Consider the following 16,802-nt stretch of genomic DNA (forward strand, 5'->3'; position numbering starts at 1 on the left):
GACGGTGGTGCGAAAGGCCCGCGGACCGTTCACCCGCCAGGGGGTGAAGCGGCGACCGCGACCCGTGAAGCACAACAGCGCTTCACCCAGAAAATTCCATTGCCGTGGGCAATGCCACGCAAAGGGGGAAGTGTCTCCGCGTCCGAGGCGAGCCCTGGGGCACGCCCAAGCCCGCGGAGATACGTTCGCCGCTGAGAGGTCCTACTTCTTGTTGCGACGCGCGACACGCGTGCGCTTGAGCAGCTTGCGGTGCTTCTTCTTCGCCATCCGCTTACGACGCTTCTTGATGACGGAACCCATGGGATCACCTTCTCGCTGACGAGTGAGTACGGACATGCCGAACCGCTGATGCGGAACACCTGGCGGCTCGGATGCGGTAACCGGGCTCGCGGTGGCTCACACGCGTTTCGCGTGCGCGGCCGGTGCGACCGGGGCGGACCCCGGGGAGGGCGGCACTGAGCACGCATATCTACCGCACCCGTGGCCCCAGCTTATCCGGTAGGTCGTGTTCAACGGACACGAACCACGCGAAGTACGGCCTCGGGGCGGCCCGTTCCGGCCGCCCCGCAGGCGGTCTCACACTTCGAACAATCGGTCAGGCACCCGGAACGGACTGCCCATCGACGTACAGCCCGGCCGCCGGCTCCGCGTAGCTGACGCTGGCCAGACGCTGGTCGGCGAAGGTCAACGACGTGACGCTGGCCAGGTTGCACTCGCGCCGATCCGGCCGGTGCCACAGTCGCTTGCCCTCCGAGGCCCGTCGTGCCATCCAGATCGGCAACTGGTGGCTGACGCACACGGCCTCGCGCCCCCAGGCCGCCCGACGGACCACCTTGATCACGTCGACCATCCGTTGCACGACCTGTTGGTAGGGCTCGCCCCACGAGGGCTGGAACGGGTTGTAGAGCCTCCTCAGCACCTGTGGGTCGCGGGCCGAGGCCGCGGACAACGTCATTCCCTCGAACTTGTTGGCCGCCTCGATGAGCCGATCGTCCAGGGTCACCGGCAGGTCGAACGCCTTCTGCAGCGGGATCGCGGTCTCCTGGGTGCGATCCAGCGGCGAGGAGTACAGGGCCGCGATGTCGTGGCCCTCGAACCAGTCGGCGGCCAGCTCCGCCATCCGCTGCCCACGATCGCTCAGGTGGTAGTCGGGCAAGCGTCCGTAGAGGACCTTGTCGGGGTTGTACACCTCACCGTGGCGAAGCAGGTGGACGACGGTGGTCGTGGTCATCGTAGGAGTCCTTCTGTGCGGGGTTCGGGCGTGATCAGCCCTGGGCCTCGGCGGCGGCCCGGGCCGCCTTCGGCAGGGCGGAGACCACCTGGTCGATGGCGTTCTCGTCGTGCGCGGCCGAGAAGAACCAGGCCTCGAACGCGGCGGGCGGCAGGTACACGCCCTGTTCGAGCATGGCGTGGAAGAACGCCGCGAACACCTTGGTGTCGGTGGCCCGAGCGGTGTCGAAGTCGACGACGTCCTGGTCGGTGAAGAAGACCGTGAACAGGTTGCCGCCGTTCTGGACCCGGTGGGTGACCCCGGCGGCGCCGAGCGCCTTGGAGACCTCGGCCTGAACCTGTGTGGACACCCGGTCGATGTGTTCGTAGACCGCCGAGGTCGCACCACGCAGGGTGGCGAGGCCCGCCGCCGTGGCCAGCGGGTTCCCGGACAGCGTGCCCGCCTGGTAGACGGGGCCGTTCGGGGCGAGCCGGTCCATGATGTCGGCGCGTCCGCCGAAGGCCGCGGCGGGCAGTCCGCCGCCCATGACCTTGCCGAACGTCACCAGGTCACCGGCGACCTCCTCCAGGCCGTACCAACCGGAGGTACTGACGCGGAAGCCGGTGAGGACCTCGTCGAGGATCAGCAGGGCGCCGTTGGCGTGCGCGATCTCCTTGAGCCGGGCGTTGAATCCGGCGCGGGGCGGGACCACGCCCATGTTCGCCGGGCAGGCCTCGGCGATCACGCAGGCGATCTCGTCGCCGTGCTCGGCGAAGGCCCGTTCGACGGCCTCGACGTCGTTGTAGGGCAGCACGATGGTGTCCGCGGCGCTGGCACCGGTGACACCCGGGGAGTCGGGCAGCGCGAAGGTGGCGAGACCTGAACCGGCGGCGGCGAGAAGGGCGTCGACGTGGCCGTGGTAGTTGCCGGCGAACTTGATGACCTTGCCGCGCCCGGTGAATCCGCGGGCGAGGCGGATCGCGGACATGGTGGCCTCGGTCCCGGAGTTGACCAGGCGGACCTTCTCGACGGAGGTGCGTTCCACGATCAGCTCGGCGAGTTCGACCTCACCGGGCGTCGGGGCGCCGTAGGAGGTACCGGCCGCCACCTGACCGTGGAGGGCCTCCACCACGGAGGGGTCGGCGTGGCCGAGGACGAGCGGCCCCCAGGAGCAGACGAGGTCGACGTAGCGACGACCGTCGGTGTCCGTGAGGTAGGGGCCCTCGCCCTTGACGAAGAAGGGCGGGGTGCCGCCGACGGCGCCGAAGGCGCGGACGGGCGAGTTCACGCCGCCGGGGACGACGGCGGCCGCCCGCCGGAAGAGCTCTGCGGAAGTCTGTTGAGTACCCACCTCACCAGTGTCTCAGCTGTCCCCTCCACCGCGACCGTGACCCACCCCGCACTTCGTGCCACCTGGGCTCCGGGTACCCGCTCGATCACGCAGGATGACGCGTACGAGCCGGTAGACGTCGGTGCCGGGCTCCGGACCCGCGGGGAGACGAACATGTGCCCTGCTCCGGGAATGGAGCAGGGCACACGGGTTCGGGGTCTACGCCTTGGCGTGCGTGTCCTGCCGAATGGCCTCGTGGCCGGGGCCGGGGACCGGGGGCTTGGCGCGCAGGAGGGGGCGCAGCGCGTCGATCTCCGCGAGCCGGTCGACGAGGAAGGTCATCGGGCGGGCGGCCAGGAGGGAGACCAGGGTGGCGACGATGGCGCCGACCAGCAGGCCGACCGTGACGTCGTGCGGGTAGTGGGCGCCGACGAAGACCCGGGAGAAGGCCTCCAGGAAGGCGAAGACGGCCGCGACGACGGCGAAGCGGCGCCAGGCGATGATGATCGCGGCCGCGGCGGCACCGGCGATCGCGGAGTGGTTGCTGGGGAACGACCAGTCGCCGATGGGATCACAGGTGGCGATGACGCTGAGGTCCGTCATGGCCTGACAGGGCCGCATCTGTTGGAAGAACGACTTGATCGTCACGCTGACGAAGTAGGCGATGACGGTCGCGACCGGGGCGAAGAGCGCCAGGCCGACTCGGCGCGAGTCGACCGATCGGGCCTTCCACCAGGCCATGAGGAACAAGAGCGCGAAGACACCGAGGAACAGGTCGGTGCCCAGCTCTGCCGCGGACTGCATCCAGGGGTCGAGTCCGGCGGCGAAATCGATCACGGCTCGCGACCAGGCGGCGCTGATGGCGAAGATCTCGGAGACCATCTCTCTCCATTGGGGTCGTACGGGGGAGAAGAGTCGCTCAAGCGGCAGGGAAAAGGCTGGGCGACGTTCCGGTGACGGAACTCCCACGGTCGAATGACGGGAAGCCTTCATCCTGTCATCAACCGGAACCCCGCAGGGCCGTACTACGCCGAAATCCGACGAAGGCGCACGTCCGGTCCGATGTAGGAGACACGCGACCCCGACGAACGCCCTCGGCACTACCGCTGAGTAATTTGGACGGGCCCATCCGTCTCTCCCAGCGACCGGAGCTGTCATGGCCACGAACTTCACCACCGCGGACCTGATCGACGACCACGGCGACACCCTGCGCAGCTGCTCCACACAGTTCCGCCGCTACGGCGGCCACGACGTGTTCTCCGGGCCGATCCGCACCGTGCGCTGCCACGAGGACAACGGCCTGGTCAAGCAGATCCTCGCCTCCCCCGGCGAGGGCGCCGTCCTGGTCGTGGATGGGAACGGCTCGCTGCGCACCGCCCTGATGGGCGACATGATCGCGGAGTCCGCCGTGCGCAACGGCTGGGCCGGGGTGGTCATCAACGGCGCGGTCCGCGACACCGTCGCCCTCGGGGGTCTGGAGCTGGGCGTGAAGGCCTTGGGCTCCAACCCGCGCAAGTCCGTGAAGGACGCGGCCGGTCGGCAGGACGTCCCGGTGACCTTCGGCGACGTCACGTTCGTCCCCGGCGAGTGGCTCTACAGCGACCACGACGGCATCGTCGTCAACGAGACACGGATCTGAGACGAATCAGACATGAACGATGGGGGCCGGAGAAGGCCCCCATCGTTCACTTACCGACACGAATCAGATCTCTCGGGCACCGCTCCGGTTCAGCGCGAGGGCGAGGGCCCCGACGGTGAGCACGACGGTGGTCGCGATCGCCGGGAGGAGGTCGCCGAGCGGCGCGCCCACCGCCGGAAGCACCATCCCCTGGAGCAGGGCGCCGGGCGCCCACTCGGCCAGGAACGGCAGGCTCCCCGCCCCGGCGCAGACCACCAACACCAGGACGGCGATACCGACCACGGCGAGCGCGTTGCGGACCAGGGACGACGCCAGTGCCACCACCGCGACCACGAAGACCATGTACACCCCGCCCAGCAGGGCACCGAGCATGGTCGCCGGCAGCGGCGGCCCGTCGAAGAACATCGCGGTGAACGCCCAGGCCACGAGTGCCCCCACCAGGTGCGCGAGGACGGCGGCGAGTGCGGGCAGGACGACCCGGGGCAGGATCAGTCGCGCCGTCCCCGACACCCTGGACCGGTAGAAGACGGAACGGCCGGGGGCGGCGTCCACCGTCAGGGCCATGGCCGCCACCAGCACCACGAGCAGCACTCCCAGGGGCGCGACCAGTTCGACGTGGGAGGCCAGGGCGTCGCCGGCGGTCATCGTCGGGACCTCCAGGTCCAACGCCGCCAGTTCGCCCTCGGGATCGGCCAGCCGGAGCAGGTCCTCCATGAAGTAGGCGGTCAAGGGTCCGACGGCACCGGAGGCGGTGAAGGCCAGGACCAGCAGGAGCAGGGTGTGCGTGCGCAGCAGTCGGAGGGCTTCGAGCCGGTAGAGGGTGCCGTTCATCGGTCCGTCCTGTTCGTGAGGGAGAGGAAGACCGACTCCAGGTCCTCCTGGTATCCGTGGAGGCCGACCAGTGGCACACCGTGCTCGGCGAGGGCTCGGGGGATCCCCGACTCGCCCGCGGTCGCGTCGACGGCTTCCAGGAGCACGCAGTCCTCCTCGACCGCGTCCGCCCGGGTGACCCAGTCCTCGGCGGCCAGGAGCGCGGCGAGGTGGTCGGCCCGCCCGCGGATCCGCAGATACCAGGCGTTGGGGCGCCCCTGGTCGGCGATGTCGGCGACGGGGCCCTGGTGGACCACACGGCCCCCGACGATCACCACGACGTCGTCGCACACTCTCTGGACGTCTCCGAGTAGATGACTGGCGAGGATGACGGTGCACTCCCGACGCAGTTCGGTGATGAGGTCGAGGATGTCGGCCCGGCCCCGGGGGTCGAGCCCGGAAGCCGGTTCGTCGAGGATGAGCACGTCCGGTCGGCAGACCAGGCCGGCGGCCAGACCCAGTCGCTGCCGCATGCCCCGGGAGAACCTCCCGTTGCGACGGTCGGCGGCCTCCGTGAGCCCCACCCGCTCCAGGGCCCTCGCCACCTCGGCGGGCCCGGCGGGCGCCCCCACCATTCGGGCGCTGAGTTCGACCACCTCGGCGGCGGTCAGCCAGGGTTCGAAGTCGGGTACGTCCGGGCAGAACAGGATCCGTTCCGCGTGGGAACGCACCCTTCCGCTCCCCGGAGCGCGGGTTCCGGCGAGGATCGACAGCAACGTGGTCTTTCCGGCCCCGTTCGGGCCGACCACCCCGAAGACCCGCCCTTCGCGGACGGACAAATCGATGTCGAAGATCCCCGTGTTCGTCCCATAGGACCGGGTGAGTTTCTCGACCCCGATCATTTCGTCAGTACTCATGAGTCACTCCTCGAATCGTTCTTCCGGTTCCGTTCTCCGATGAACGGAACGGCACAGCCCACGAGGATCACCGGACCGATCAGACCGGTCGCGTAGGCCGCCATGACCGGTTCCCCCAGGAGGAACCCGGTCGCCCCCGCCACCGAACCGACCAGGACGATGCCCGCGCTCACCGGCCGGCGCGCCCGCTCCCACCAACGGGCGGCCGGATCGTCGCTTCCCCGAGCCGCGCGCAGCAGCGGGACGATGAGCCCGAGCCCCACCAGGAAGAAGGCGAGGACCGCCGCCATGAGGTGGTCGTTGGACGGCCAGGTCGCGTGGCCCGCTTCCCACAGGAGCAGCACCGTGTGCAGGGCCGCCAGGGCCAGGGACAGCAGCGGGAGCAGAAGGTTCAGGAACCGCCGCAGTGAGGGCGCCGACCACGGTGTCCCCTGTCCCGACACCCGTTGGAACCGTTCGCCCAGCGCGGGCAGGAAGGCCACGGTCGGCACGACGAGGAGGGTGACCGCCGGCATCGCCATCGCGAAGAGCGGGCGAGGGGTCATCGTGGGTTCGCCGGAGAAGTCGACCTTCCCGCTGGGGACCATCGCGGGAAGGTCCGCCCAGACGGCGGCGCCGACCCCGAGCATCAGCAGGGACAGGAGTACGGAAATCGTCACCCCCGCCCTCGGGAAGAGGTTTCCCTCCCTTTCCTCGGCTTCTGTTTCCATCTTCCCATCGACCCTTCCTGGTCCCTGAATTCGGCTACAGGTGAAAAGGTAGAAGGGAAGGGCGTGGGCCCACATCGACCCACGGACATGGCGGGGTCACGTCTTTCCCGGCTTCGGAACATGCCGGAGGTCATGGTGACGAACATGCCGATGCCATGACCTTCCCGAGGTCCCCACCGACCATTTCCCGGTTACTCTCAAGAAATGAAGAAGTCCGACGCTCCGCCCGATCTCTCCGCCTGGGTGGCTCTGCGTGGAAACCGCCCCCCGCGAGTGTTGAACCTGCTCTTTTGGATGGCGGTCCTCACCACCATGCTCATGTTCGGGGTCGCCTTCCTCGCCGGCGGCGCGGAGGAGCTCCGGACGACGGACCCCCTGCTCATCGGCTACCTGGTCGCCGGCGCGGTGGGCCTGGTCCTGTCCTGCGCCCTGTGGCCGTTCCTGCCCTGGAGCCCGCGGACCTCATGGGCGGGCCGGGCCGCCACCGTGCTCTTCCTCCTGCTCAGCCTGGGCACGATGTTCATCAGCAACCACACCACGTTCCTCCTGGTGTGCGTGGCCGCGATGAACGCCGTGGCCGTCTTCGGCATCGCCGGACTGCTCGGGTACGCGGTGCTCCTCATCGTGTTCTCGATGACGACGGTCCTCCTCCCCGGGATGCCCCTGCTGGTCGGGGTGGCCCTGGCCATCGGACTGACCATGCTCGCCATGCTGTCCGGGGCGGCCTACGTGGCGTTGTCGGTCGCCGCGCAGCGCGCCGAGCGCACCCGGGAACTCCTTCGCGAGTTGGCCGGCGCCCACGAGGAGCTGCGCCGCCACGCCGACCGTGTTCGGGAGCTGACCGTGGCCGAGGAACGGGCGCGTATGTCCAGGGAGATGCACGACAGCACCGGGCACTACCTCACCGCCCTGACCATGTCGCTGTCCAACGCCCTGCGCTTCCGCACCGCCCGCCCCGAGGACGCATGGACCGAGGTCGAGCAGGCCCGTGAACTGGCCCGTGAGGCGCTCACCGACACCCGGCGTTGGGTGCGCGCCCTGCGCCCGCTCCGGTTGGAGGGACGCGCCGGAACGGCCGCCATGCGCGCGATGACGGAGTCGTTCTCCGGGGGCGGGGTGCGCATCGACTTCACCGAGGCCGGTTCCTGGCCGCGTCTGCCTGAGGAGGCCGAACTGGTCTGCTACCGCACGCTCCAGGAGGGGTTGACCAACGCGATGCGCCACTCGGGCGCGGATCGGATCGAGGTGAAGGTCGAGGCCGCCCCCGAAGGTGTGTCGGTGACGGTGACCGACAACGGCGTCGGGGCGGGCGATGACGTCCTGTGTTCCGGCTTCGGCCTACGGGGGTTGCGCGAGCGGGTGTCGGCGGTGGCGGGCTCGGTGACCGCCGGCGGCCGGACCGGCGGTGGTTTCCGGCTGCGGGTGGAGGTGCCCTGCGAACCCGGAACAGTCGACCGTCCCGCTACCGTGGCCGCCGGGGGTGGCCTGTGAACACGGTGTCCGTACTGGTCGTGGACGACCAGATCCTGCTGCGGCAGGGGCTGCGCAAGCTGTTGGAGATCGAGGAGGGCATCGAGGTCGTCGGCGAGGCCGCGGACGGTGTCGAGGCCTTGGGACTCCTGTCCGCCTCACCACCGCCGAACGTGGCCCTGGTGGACGCCAGGATGCCGCGCATGGACGGCATGGAGCTGATCACCAGGATGCGCGAGGAACACCCCGGGGTACCCGCGCTCGTGCTCACCACCTTCGACGACGACGAACTCGTGTTGGGCTGTCTGCGCGCCGGCGCGCGCGGTTACCTGCTCAAGGACGTACCACCCGAAGAGCTGGTGGCCGCCATCCACCGGGTGGCCGCCGGCCAGACCATCCTGGGCGGGCCGGCCGCCGAACGCCTGGTCGCCGCGTTGAGCGTGCCCGTCCCGGTCGAACCGGAACCGGCCGCTCCCGCGGCGCTGTCCGACCGGGAGTGGGAGGTGGCACGGCTGGTGGGCGAGGGCCGCACCAACCGGGAGATCGCCCGCGCGCTGTTCATCACCGAGGGCACCGCCAAGAACCACGTCACCAGCATTCTGCGCAAACTGGGGCTGCGCGACCGCACGGCCCTGGCCCTGCGGGTCGGCCGCGGCGAGGGCTGAACCGGGTCAGGTCGCGGAGAACTCCTCGCTGGCGTCGGCCAGGATGTCCAGCACCGCGATGGGGTCGGGGAGGATCACGGGGTCCTCGGAGTCGCGCGGGGCGCGGATCCAGGTGACGCGACCTCCCGAGGCGAGCACGGACGGGGCGCCGAGCACGAAGCTGTCCCGGCAGTGCCAGCGCAGGCCCGGCATCTCCTCCACGGCCTCGGGGACACAGTCCAGGTGACACGACCACCATTCGTCCTCGTCCATCGGGGAACGGGTGGCCACGAAGAACAGGTAGCGCGAGTCCAGGGCCGCGACCGGGCCGGCGGGTACGCCCCGGCGTCCCATCCGCGCCAGGGCCATCACACCGGCCTCACTGGGCACGTCCAACACGTCGAAGACCCGACCGGTGGGCAGCACCACGTTCGCGTTCGGGTCGATGGTCCACCAACGACGGATCTTGTCGGAGTCGGTGCTGGCCTCCACGCCCCAGGCCGCGGTGGTCGGATGCGCGGCCGGGTCGGGACATCCCATGCGGTCACAGGTACAGGACCGGTCCTGCCCCGGGGCGGCGCCCCGGACCACGGGCCAGCCCAGTTCGGCGTAGCGCAACGCCGACTCCAGCATGCTGTCCGTGGTGCGGCGACGCTTCCGGCGGTACAACACATCGGCCATCTGAGCTCCCCGGTCGACTTCGGTGCGGGCGCGGCCGGTTCGATGTGGCTCGGCGCCCGGTGGCCGCGACCGGGGCGAAAGCCTTGTGCGTGTCAGCGCAGTAGCCGTGCCGCCTCGGTGGCCCAGTACGTGAGGATCTGTTCGGCCCCCGCGCGTCGGTAGGAGGTCAAGGTCTCCAGGATCGCCCGCTCCCGGTCGAGCCAGCCCTTCTCCGCCGCCGCCTCGATCATGGCGTACTCGCCACTGACCTGGTAGGCCGACACGGGTACCGGAGCGGACTCGGCCACTTTGGCCACCACGTCGAGGTAGGCCAGGCCTGGTTTGACCATCACCATGTCGGCGCCCTCGGCCACGTCCAGGGCCACTTCCCGCAACGCCTCACGGACGTTGCCGGGGTCCTGCTGGTAGCCGGAGCGATCTCCGAACTGCGGGGCGCCCTCCGCGGCCTCTCGGAAGGGCCCGTAGAACACCGACGCGTACTTGGCGGCGTAGGCCAGGATCGGCACCTGAGCGTGACCGGCCCGGTCCAGGCCCTCCCGGATCGCCGCGACCTGGCCGTCCATCATGCCGCTGGGCGCGACCACGGCGGCGCCCGCCTCCGCTTGGGCGGCGGCGATCGACGCGTACCGCTCCAGGGTGAGGTCGTTGTTCACGTGCCCATCGTGCTCCAGCGGGCCGCAGTGACCGTGGTCGGTGTACTCGCACAGGCACAGGTCGGCCATGACGACGATGTCGTCACCGACCTCGGCGGCCAGGTCGCGCAGGGCCACCTGCACCACACCGTCCGGGTCGTCGGCCTGCGAACCGACGGAGTCCTTGTGTTCGGGGATGCCGAACAGCATCAGTCCACCGACCCCGGCCTCGACGGCCTCGTGCGCGGCCTTGCGCAGGCTGTCCCCGGTGTGCTGCACCTGCCCGGGCATCGAGGAGATCGGCACCGGTTCGGTGAGTCCCTCCTTGACGAACATGGGCAGGACGAGGTTCTCCGGCAGCACCCGGGTCTCCGAGACCAGGCGACGCAGCGCCTGCCCTCGGCGCAGGCGGCGCGGCCGGGCGACGGGGAACGAGGCGTCGTGGTCACCGAAGGTCATGGAGAGCTCCCGGGTCGTGGGACGGAAGAGGTGAGGTGGTCCTGGGCGCGCTCAAAGCTTGCGGCGGCGACCGCGACGCTTCTGGCTCGGCTTGAGGACGGGCTTTCCGGCGTCGATCGCTTCTTGGCGCTTGGCGGCACCGTACTCCGAAAGTGCCTCCACCAAGGCCGAAACCGAAGCCTTCGGTGCGACGACGTCGACACGCAGGCCGAATTCGATGGCGGTCTGCTCGGTCTCCCGGCCGATCACCGCGATGGCGGTGGTGTTGTGCGGCTTGCCGGCGATGCCCACCAGGTTACGGACCGTGGAGGAGGACGTGAAGAGCACGGCGTCGAAACCACCGCCCTTGATGGCCTCACGGATCGGCTGGGGCGGCGGCGCGGCCCGCACGGTGCGGTAGGCCGTGACGTCGTCGACCTCCCATCCCAGGTCGGTGAGACCGGCGGAGAGGACCTCGGTCGCGATGTCGGCACGTGGCAGCAGGACCCGCTCGATGGGGTCGATCTCGGCGTCGTAGGGCGGCCACACCGACACCAGGCCCCGGCTGGACTGAACGTCCTCCGGCGGCGCCAGGTCGGGCTCGATGCCGAAGTCGCGAACGGCCTGCGCGGTGGCGTCGCCGACCACGGCGACCTTGACTCCGGCGAAGGCGCGGGCGTCCAGGCCGTAGGACTGCAGTCGCTCGCGGATGGCCTTGACCGCGTTGACGGACGTGAAGGCGACCCACTGGTAGCGGCCGGTGACCAGGCCGCGCACGGCCCGCTCCATCTGCTGCGGGGTGCGGGGCGGCTCCACCGAGATGGTGGGCACCTCCTCCGGCACGGCACCGTGGTTGTGGAGCTGTTCGGACAGGGACGCGGCCTGTTCCTTGGTTCGAGGCACCAGGACACGCCACCCGAACAGCGGTCGGGTCTCGTACCAGGACTGTTCGGCGTGGCGGGCGACCGGGGCACCGACGATCATCAGCGCGGGCGCGGTGACGTGATGGTTCTTGGCGTCGGTGGACTTGAGTTCGGAGACCAGCCGGGCCAGCGTGGAGATCACGGTGGTCTGTCTGGTGGTCCCACCGGCACGGACCACGGCGACCGGCGTGGTGGCCGGACGGCCACCGGCGATGAGGGTCTTGCAGAGTACGTCGAAGCCGGGCCCCTGGTGCTCGGGCGCCTCGCCCACGGGGGCGTCCGCGCCGAGGATCACCAGTGGCGCGTCACTGGCCGCGGCCTCCTGCCAGTCGACCTCCTTGCCACCGTGCGGGCGGGCGTGCAGGACGCGCAGTTCGGGAGCGCCCTCCCCCATCAGCGAGATGCCGGCGAAGGTGGGCACCGAGGTGATCGAGGAGACGCCGGGCGCGACCTCGACCTCGACGTCGGCCTCCTTGCAGGCGGCGACGAGCTCGGCTCCTCGGCAGCCGAAGAACGGGTCCCCCGAGTACAGGCGCACGACCCGCTGCCCCTCACGGGCGCGGGTCAGCACGAGGGTGTCGATGTCGCCGCCGCACTCGGCGGCCTCCACCACGGACACGTCCTCGCGGCAGTGGGAGAGCAGGTCCCGCCGGAAGGCGGCCAGCTCCTCCCCCGCGGGCTCGCGAGGGGGGATGACCACGTCGGCGCGGCGCAACAGCTCGGCGCCGCGCAGCGTCAGTAGCTCGGCTCCTCCCGGGCCGGAGCCGACCAGGGCCACGTGACCCGGTTCGCGCGTGCTGCGACGCGGTTCCTCCGGAAGGGGGTTGGCGTTGGCGTTCACGTACTCGCTCCTCGTATGTGGGTCGCCCGCCTCCCGGGGCGCGGTCTCCGGGACGGTTGCGGATGAGGCGACCCGCGCGGGTCTTCCGCGACAGTCTTCCGCGCCGGTGGCCGGCGCTGTCCCGAATGGTCTCCAGTGCCGCGTCGGTCAAGGTCCACCCCGTCGTAACGGGCGAAACCCGACCGAAGCGACACTAGGGGGTGTCCCTTTCGGCGAAGGCCTCCGCGACGATGCGGTCGGCGCCCTCGGCGATCATCTGTCGGGCCAGGTCGCGACCGAGCGCGATCGCGGTGTCGAGGTCGTCCGGGGAGGAGATCTCCACGGTGCGCTCACCGCGGATGGCGGTGGAGCCGTTGGTGGCGACCACGGCCGCGCGCAACCGCAGGCCGCCCTCGCCGTATTCGGCGAAGGCGCCCACCGGGGCCGCGCAACCGGCTTCGAGCTCGGCCAGCACGACGCGTTCGGCGACGACCTCGGCCCGGGTGGGCGCGTGGTCGACGGCGGACAGGTAGGAGAGGTCGCCTTCGGCGCGTTCGGTGGAGCACTCCACGGCCAGGGCGCCCTGGCCCGGGGCCGGCAGCATCCGCTCGGGATCGAACACGTCGGTGACGGCGTCGCGACGGCCCACTCGGCCCAGCCCGGCGTAGGCCAGGATGACGGCGTCGAGTTCACCGGAGGTGACCTTGCCCAGGCGCGTCTCGGCGTTGCCCCGGATGGGCACGTAGACCAGGTCCGGACGCAGCGCGGCCAGCTGGGCGACGCGGCGCGGTGAACCGGTACCGATCTTGGAGCCGGCGGGGAGGTCGTCGAACTTGAGCCCGTCGCGAGCGCACAGGGCATCGCGTGGGTCGTCGCGTTCGGGGATGGCCGCGAGGACGAGTCCGTCCGCGGGGGTCGTGGGCAGGTCCTTGAGGGAGTGCACCGCGAAGTCGATGTTGCCGGCGGTCAGTTCGTCGCGCAGCGCGTTGACGAACACTCCGGTGCCGCCGAGCTGGGTCAGGTGGGCCTTGGTGACGTCACCGAAGCTGGTGATGAGTTCCAGCTCGATGGCCTGGCCGGTTCGCTCGGTGATCGTGTCGGCCACGATCTGGGACTGGCTGGTCGCCATGGTGCTGCGGCGGGTGCCGAGCCTGGCGGGTGTGGCGCTCATGCGTTCTCCTGTGCGGTCCGCGCGGTGTCGGGCCGTCCGGGCGCGACCGTCCTTCGCGGAGCCCGAGGCTTCTCTGTGGTCCGTGCGTCGAGGTCGAACAGCCGGCGCAGCGCGGTCTCGTAGGACTCCCCGTCGGGGGACGCGGCCAGTTCCTTGACCCTCACGGTGGGTCGGTGCAGCAGTTTGTCGGCGACGCGACGCATCGCGCGGCCGATCTCCTCGCGGGTGCGGTCGTCGAGGTCGTCGGGCAGCCGGCCGTTCAGGCGGGAGAGCTCGGCCTCGACGACCTCGCGTGCTTGGGAGCGCAGGGCGACGACGGTGGGCGCGACCTGGTCGGCGCGGCGCACGGCCCGGAACTGGTCGACCTCCTCGTCGACGATTCCGCGCACGAGTTCGAGGGCGCTGGAGCGACCGGGGTCCCCGTCCGCCGCGTCGGCCGAGGCCGCCTGACGCAGGTCCTCGATGTCGACGACGCGGACGCCGTCCTGCTCGCGAACGGCGGGGTCGATGTCCCGGGGCAGCGCCAGGTCGAGGAAGACCAACGGTCTGGTGCGGCCCTTGGTGGCGGCGGCCACCTCGTCGGCGGTGAGGACGTATCCCTGGGCGCCGGTGCAGGAGATGACGAGGTCGACGTCGGCGAGGGCGTCGATGGCGTCCATGAACGGAACGGTGCGCGCGTCGACGGTGTCGTAGGCCTCGTTGAGGCACTCGGCGAGGCGGGCGGCGCGCTCGTGGGTGCGGTTGGCGACGGTGACCGTGCGGGCGCCCTGGCGGGCGACGGTGTTGGCGGACAGGGCACTCATGGAGCCGGCGCCCAGGACCAGGACGCCGGTACCGGTGAGCGGACCGGAGGGCAGCACGGCGCTGAGGGTGCGCGGAGCCTCCTCGCCCGGTTCGGAGGGGCCCTGTCCGGACATGGGGCAGCCCGCGGGCGGGGTGACGGCGGAGACCGGCATGTCGGGACTGGGGGTCACCGCGAGGCCGCGGGTGGCGACGCTGAGGCCGAAGGCGACCATGTCGGCGCCGGCGTGGTCGAGGTGGGTCTCGGTGTGGGCGCGCTTGCCCACGCGCAGGGCGCGCTGCCCGAGGTCGTTGAGGACCCGGCCGACGGTTCCGGTCTCCTGGCCGTCCTTGAGGGCGTCACGGACCTGGCCGAGGATCTGGCCCTCGCCGACGACCATGGAGTCGAGGCCGCAGGTGACGGAGAACAGGTGTTGGACGGCGCGGTCGTCGTAGTGCACGTACATGTGCTCGGAGAGCTCGCCCAGGCTCACGCCGGTGTGCCAGGACAGCAGCTCGGTGATGGCCGCGACCCCACCGTGGTAGCCCTCGACGTCGGCGTAGATCTCCGTGCGATTGCAGGTGGAGACCACCATGGCCTCGTTGACCGCGTCGGAAACGACCATCTCCCCGACCGCCTTGCTCCGTGTCTCTCCGTTCAACGAGACACGTTCGAGTAGCGCCACCGGCGAACTCCGGTGGCTCAACCCCACGGCCAGGACACTCATCCGCACTCCTATGCAGGCACTAATGCAGGCTTTATGCCTCTCCATGTTCGGGTAGGACCGAGGACCCCTGTCGTCAGCCCCCCGAAACGCGGCGCACGCTCGCTCTTCGCCACCGCCTGTGCGGGTCCGAAGGACCCTGTGTCTATGTCACTTCCAGCCCTGCCCGTTCCGCGCCCGGGCCGTCGACGTCGGCCCTTCGTTGCGCGTGGAAGGCGAGGATCTGGAGTTCGATGGACAAGTCGACCTTACGCACATCGACCCCGTCCGGCACATTCAGCACGACGGGGGCGAAGTTGAGGATGCTGGTCACGCCCGCCTCGACGAAGCGGCCGGCCACGCCCTGCGCGGAACCGGCCGGAGTGGCGATGACCCCGATGGACACACCCTTGTCACGTACAACCTCCTCCAGGTTGTCAATATGCCTCACGTCCAGGGACGCGACCGACCGTCCGACCACTTCCGGGTCGGCGTCGAGCAGTGCCGCGATACGGAACCCGCGGGTGCCGAACCCCCCGTAGTTGGCCAACGCGCGTCCCAGGTTGCCTATGCCGACGATGGCCACCGACCAATCCTGCGTGAGACCAAGTTCACGCGATATCTGGTACACGAGGTACTCGACCTCGTACCCGACTCCACGCGTTCCATAGGACCCCAGGTGCGACAGATCCTTGCGGAGCTTCGCCGAGTTCACGCCCGCGGCTCCGGCCAGGTCCTCGGAGGAGACGGTGGCGGTGCCGCGGTCCTGGAGTGCCTGCAGGGCGCGCAGGTACACCGGGAGTCGGGCGACGGTGGCCTCCGGGATGCCCCTCTCCCGGGGACGAGGCGGGCGACTGATCACAGGCGGGCGCTCCAGGGGGAGGTCGGTTCGGGCGGGGTTGCGGGACGCGCCCGTCCCCGGCCGCGTCGGCCACCGGATCCGTGCGCTTCCCCCGACCTACGTGATGTTCGGTGACCCCAGATTACGCGCTTGTGAAAGCACGCACAAAGTGGGGTGGCATGTGATGCCCATCAGGGGAGTTCACACAAATGATCGCCTCGTGTCCGTCCGGAATGCGGGGATCACAACCTCCGCATTCCGGACGGACGAAAATGCCCACCACCCCCCGTTAAGGACGTTCGAGGGGCGATGGGGACGAACGACACCGGCGCGCGAAAGCGCGCGACGAAGCGACTCCGACAGAAGATCGAGAAACCGGGGGAGGTGCCCACGAACCGCTAACGGACGCGGTTCAGCCGGAGAGCGCCGAACGCAACCGTCCCTCCGACACCCGCCAGAAGTCGTGCCGACGACCGTCCACGAAGGTCACCGGGATCTTGTCCCAGTACTCCTCCCGGTCGGCCGCCGAGACCGCGTCCAAGGACTCCTCCGCCCGATCCACCCCGAGCTCGTCCGTCACACGAGTGATCACCGACCACGCGTCCTCGCACAGGTGGCATCCCTGCCGACCCAGCATCACCACGCGCGCCTTCCCCGTCCAGGCCGGGGTTTCCGTCATGTTCCGCTCCGATTCCACACCTGCGTTCGGGCCCTCCGCCCTCGGCTCACCCACCCGCGAAGGGCGGTAGGACCTCGATCACAGTCCCGTCCGTGACCGCCACCTCACCATGCGCGCGCTTGCCGACCGGGCGTTCGTCCACCAGCAGCGACGAAGACCCGAGCACGCGCTGGAAACGGTCGTCCGGGTGCAGCCGACGCGCCGTGTCGAGGGCGGTTTCCAACGTGTCCGCATCGAGCGTGTCCTCGGCCGTTCCGGCCGCTTCCTTCGCCGATGCCCAGTACCTGATAGTGCACTTCGCCATCTGTTGATTATCCTTGGTGTTGCTCGGAGGCGACGTATTCAACAAATCTCCACCGGGGGCAATGGCGCCTTCGATCGCCCGCCACGCGCGGGCCGACGA

At 70.1% G+C, this 16,802-nt stretch carries 18 protein-coding genes; 3 read left to right on the forward strand and 15 right to left on the reverse strand.

What is annotated here, in order from left to right:
- Window positions 1-201 precede the first annotated feature (201 nt).
- The 4 genes from ACWGKS_RS14765 to ACWGKS_RS14780 form a co-directional block, all read right to left on the reverse strand.
- Window positions 202-300, reverse strand: a complete 99-nt coding sequence (locus ACWGKS_RS14765) for a 30S ribosomal protein bS22 (protein WP_013155353.1) — start codon at window positions 298-300, stop codon at window positions 202-204.
- Window positions 301-595: 295 nt separating this feature from the next.
- Window positions 596-1,231 (reverse strand): histidine phosphatase family protein, encoded by a 636-nt coding sequence (locus ACWGKS_RS14770; protein WP_358503628.1) that lies wholly within the window; start codon window positions 1,229-1,231, stop codon window positions 596-598.
- Between the two features lie 34 nt (window positions 1,232-1,265).
- Entirely contained in the window at window positions 1,266-2,561 is a 1,296-nt protein-coding gene (hemL, locus tag ACWGKS_RS14775; protein ID WP_358503631.1) for a glutamate-1-semialdehyde 2,1-aminomutase, read from the reverse strand.
- Between the two features lie 198 nt (window positions 2,562-2,759).
- Window positions 2,760-3,422 carry a phosphatase PAP2 family protein gene (locus ACWGKS_RS14780; protein WP_358503634.1) on the reverse strand — a complete coding sequence of 221 codons (663 nt, stop codon included), beginning with the start codon at window positions 3,420-3,422 and terminating at the stop codon, window positions 2,760-2,762.
- A 274-nt stretch (window positions 3,423-3,696) separates the two neighbouring features.
- On the opposite strand from ACWGKS_RS14780, the gene rraA reads away from it, so the two are divergent.
- Window positions 3,697-4,179 carry a ribonuclease E activity regulator RraA gene (gene rraA / locus ACWGKS_RS14785; protein WP_358503637.1) on the forward strand — a complete coding sequence of 161 codons (483 nt, stop codon included), beginning with the start codon at window positions 3,697-3,699 and terminating at the stop codon, window positions 4,177-4,179.
- Window positions 4,180-4,242: 63 nt separating this feature from the next.
- Here rraA and ACWGKS_RS14790 read toward each other — a convergent pair whose 3' ends face one another.
- From ACWGKS_RS14790 to ACWGKS_RS14800, 3 genes are read right to left on the reverse strand one after another with little or no spacing between them, the layout of a single operon-like run.
- Window positions 4,243-5,010, reverse strand: coding sequence for an ABC transporter (locus tag ACWGKS_RS14790; RefSeq protein ID WP_358503640.1), 768 nt, complete (start codon window positions 5,008-5,010; stop codon window positions 4,243-4,245).
- On the reverse strand, window positions 5,007-5,906 hold the full coding sequence (locus ACWGKS_RS14795) for an ABC transporter ATP-binding protein (RefSeq protein ID WP_358503643.1): 900 nt from the start codon (window positions 5,904-5,906) through the stop codon (window positions 5,007-5,009). Before ACWGKS_RS14795 ends, ACWGKS_RS14790 begins: the two co-directional genes overlap by 4 nt.
- Complete coding sequence (locus ACWGKS_RS14800; protein WP_358503646.1) at window positions 5,903-6,565, reverse strand: hypothetical protein; 663 nt, start codon at window positions 6,563-6,565, stop codon at window positions 5,903-5,905. The genes ACWGKS_RS14795 and ACWGKS_RS14800 overlap by 4 nt, the downstream gene beginning before the upstream one ends.
- Window positions 6,566-6,820: 255 nt before the next feature.
- Here ACWGKS_RS14800 and ACWGKS_RS14805 point away from each other — a divergent pair, with 255 nt between their 5' ends.
- The gene (locus ACWGKS_RS14805; protein WP_358503649.1) at window positions 6,821-8,107 is read left to right on the forward strand and encodes a sensor histidine kinase; all 1,287 of its coding nucleotides are present in this window, start codon (window positions 6,821-6,823) and stop codon (window positions 8,105-8,107) included.
- Window positions 8,104-8,751 (forward strand): response regulator transcription factor, encoded by a 648-nt coding sequence (locus tag ACWGKS_RS14810; protein ID WP_358503652.1) that lies wholly within the window; start codon window positions 8,104-8,106, stop codon window positions 8,749-8,751. The genes ACWGKS_RS14805 and ACWGKS_RS14810 overlap by 4 nt, the downstream gene beginning before the upstream one ends.
- A gap of 6 nt (window positions 8,752-8,757) precedes the next feature.
- Here ACWGKS_RS14810 and ACWGKS_RS14815 read toward each other — a convergent pair whose 3' ends face one another.
- The 8 genes from ACWGKS_RS14815 to ACWGKS_RS14850 all read right to left on the reverse strand — a co-directional run bounded on the left by ACWGKS_RS14815 (window position 8,758) and on the right by ACWGKS_RS14850 (window position 16,703).
- Window positions 8,758-9,411: a bifunctional DNA primase/polymerase gene (locus ACWGKS_RS14815; RefSeq protein WP_358503655.1), complete on the reverse strand. Its 654-nt coding sequence runs from the start codon at window positions 9,409-9,411 to the stop codon at window positions 8,758-8,760.
- A 92-nt stretch (window positions 9,412-9,503) separates the two neighbouring features.
- The gene (gene hemB / locus ACWGKS_RS14820) at window positions 9,504-10,502 is read right to left on the reverse strand and encodes a porphobilinogen synthase (RefSeq protein WP_358503658.1); all 999 of its coding nucleotides are present in this window, start codon (window positions 10,500-10,502) and stop codon (window positions 9,504-9,506) included.
- Between the two features lie 51 nt (window positions 10,503-10,553).
- The gene (locus tag ACWGKS_RS14825) at window positions 10,554-12,245 is read right to left on the reverse strand and encodes a bifunctional uroporphyrinogen-III C-methyltransferase/uroporphyrinogen-III synthase (RefSeq protein ID WP_358503661.1); all 1,692 of its coding nucleotides are present in this window, start codon (window positions 12,243-12,245) and stop codon (window positions 10,554-10,556) included.
- A 193-nt stretch (window positions 12,246-12,438) separates the two neighbouring features.
- Window positions 12,439-13,395 carry a hydroxymethylbilane synthase gene (gene hemC / locus ACWGKS_RS14830; RefSeq protein ID WP_358503664.1) on the reverse strand — a complete coding sequence of 319 codons (957 nt, stop codon included), beginning with the start codon at window positions 13,393-13,395 and terminating at the stop codon, window positions 12,439-12,441.
- Window positions 13,392-14,903, reverse strand: a complete 1,512-nt coding sequence (locus tag ACWGKS_RS14835; protein WP_358503667.1) for a glutamyl-tRNA reductase — start codon at window positions 14,901-14,903, stop codon at window positions 13,392-13,394. The genes hemC and ACWGKS_RS14835 overlap by 4 nt, the downstream gene beginning before the upstream one ends.
- Window positions 14,904-15,045: 142 nt before the next feature.
- Window positions 15,046-15,741, reverse strand: coding sequence for a redox-sensing transcriptional repressor Rex (locus ACWGKS_RS14840; protein WP_358503670.1), 696 nt, complete (start codon window positions 15,739-15,741; stop codon window positions 15,046-15,048).
- Between the two features lie 391 nt (window positions 15,742-16,132).
- Entirely contained in the window at window positions 16,133-16,399 is a 267-nt protein-coding gene (locus ACWGKS_RS14845) for a glutaredoxin family protein (protein WP_358503673.1), read from the reverse strand.
- Window positions 16,400-16,445: 46 nt separating this feature from the next.
- A complete protein-coding gene (locus ACWGKS_RS14850; RefSeq protein ID WP_358504068.1) occupies window positions 16,446-16,703 on the reverse strand; it encodes a MoaD/ThiS family protein in 258 nt (85 codons plus the stop codon).
- Window positions 16,704-16,802: the final 99 nt, after the last annotated feature.

This window comes from Nocardiopsis sp. NPDC055879 (assembly GCF_053615935.1).

What these genes read in the sequence shown, in the direction of transcription:
- ACWGKS_RS14765 (WP_013155353.1), bottom strand. Translation starts at nt 300, where the DNA reads ATGGGTTCCGTCATCAAGAAGCGTCGTAAGCGGATGGCGAAGAAGAAG.
- rraA (WP_358503637.1), top strand. Translation starts at nt 3,697, where the DNA reads ATGGCCACGAACTTCACCACCGCGGACCTGATCGACGACCACGGCGAC.
- ACWGKS_RS14795 (WP_358503643.1), bottom strand. Translation starts at nt 5,906, where the DNA reads ATGAGTACTGACGAAATGATCGGGGTCGAGAAACTCACCCGGTCCTAT.
- ACWGKS_RS14805 (WP_358503649.1), top strand. Translation starts at nt 6,821, where the DNA reads ATGAAGAAGTCCGACGCTCCGCCCGATCTCTCCGCCTGGGTGGCTCTG.
- hemB (WP_358503658.1), bottom strand. Translation starts at nt 10,502, where the DNA reads ATGACCTTCGGTGACCACGACGCCTCGTTCCCCGTCGCCCGGCCGCGC.
- ACWGKS_RS14790 (WP_358503640.1), bottom strand. Translation starts at nt 5,010, where the DNA reads ATGAACGGCACCCTCTACCGGCTCGAAGCCCTCCGACTGCTGCGCACG.
- ACWGKS_RS14835 (WP_358503667.1), bottom strand. Translation starts at nt 14,903, where the DNA reads ATGAGTGTCCTGGCCGTGGGGTTGAGCCACCGGAGTTCGCCGGTGGCG.
- ACWGKS_RS14815 (WP_358503655.1), bottom strand. Translation starts at nt 9,411, where the DNA reads ATGGCCGATGTGTTGTACCGCCGGAAGCGTCGCCGCACCACGGACAGC.
- ACWGKS_RS14850 (WP_358504068.1), bottom strand. Translation starts at nt 16,703, where the DNA reads ATGGCGAAGTGCACTATCAGGTACTGGGCATCGGCGAAGGAAGCGGCC.
- hemC (WP_358503664.1), bottom strand. Translation starts at nt 13,395, where the DNA reads ATGAGCGCCACACCCGCCAGGCTCGGCACCCGCCGCAGCACCATGGCG.
- ACWGKS_RS14845 (WP_358503673.1), bottom strand. Translation starts at nt 16,399, where the DNA reads ATGACGGAAACCCCGGCCTGGACGGGGAAGGCGCGCGTGGTGATGCTG.
- ACWGKS_RS14770 (WP_358503628.1), bottom strand. Translation starts at nt 1,231, where the DNA reads ATGACCACGACCACCGTCGTCCACCTGCTTCGCCACGGTGAGGTGTAC.
- ACWGKS_RS14780 (WP_358503634.1), bottom strand. Translation starts at nt 3,422, where the DNA reads ATGGTCTCCGAGATCTTCGCCATCAGCGCCGCCTGGTCGCGAGCCGTG.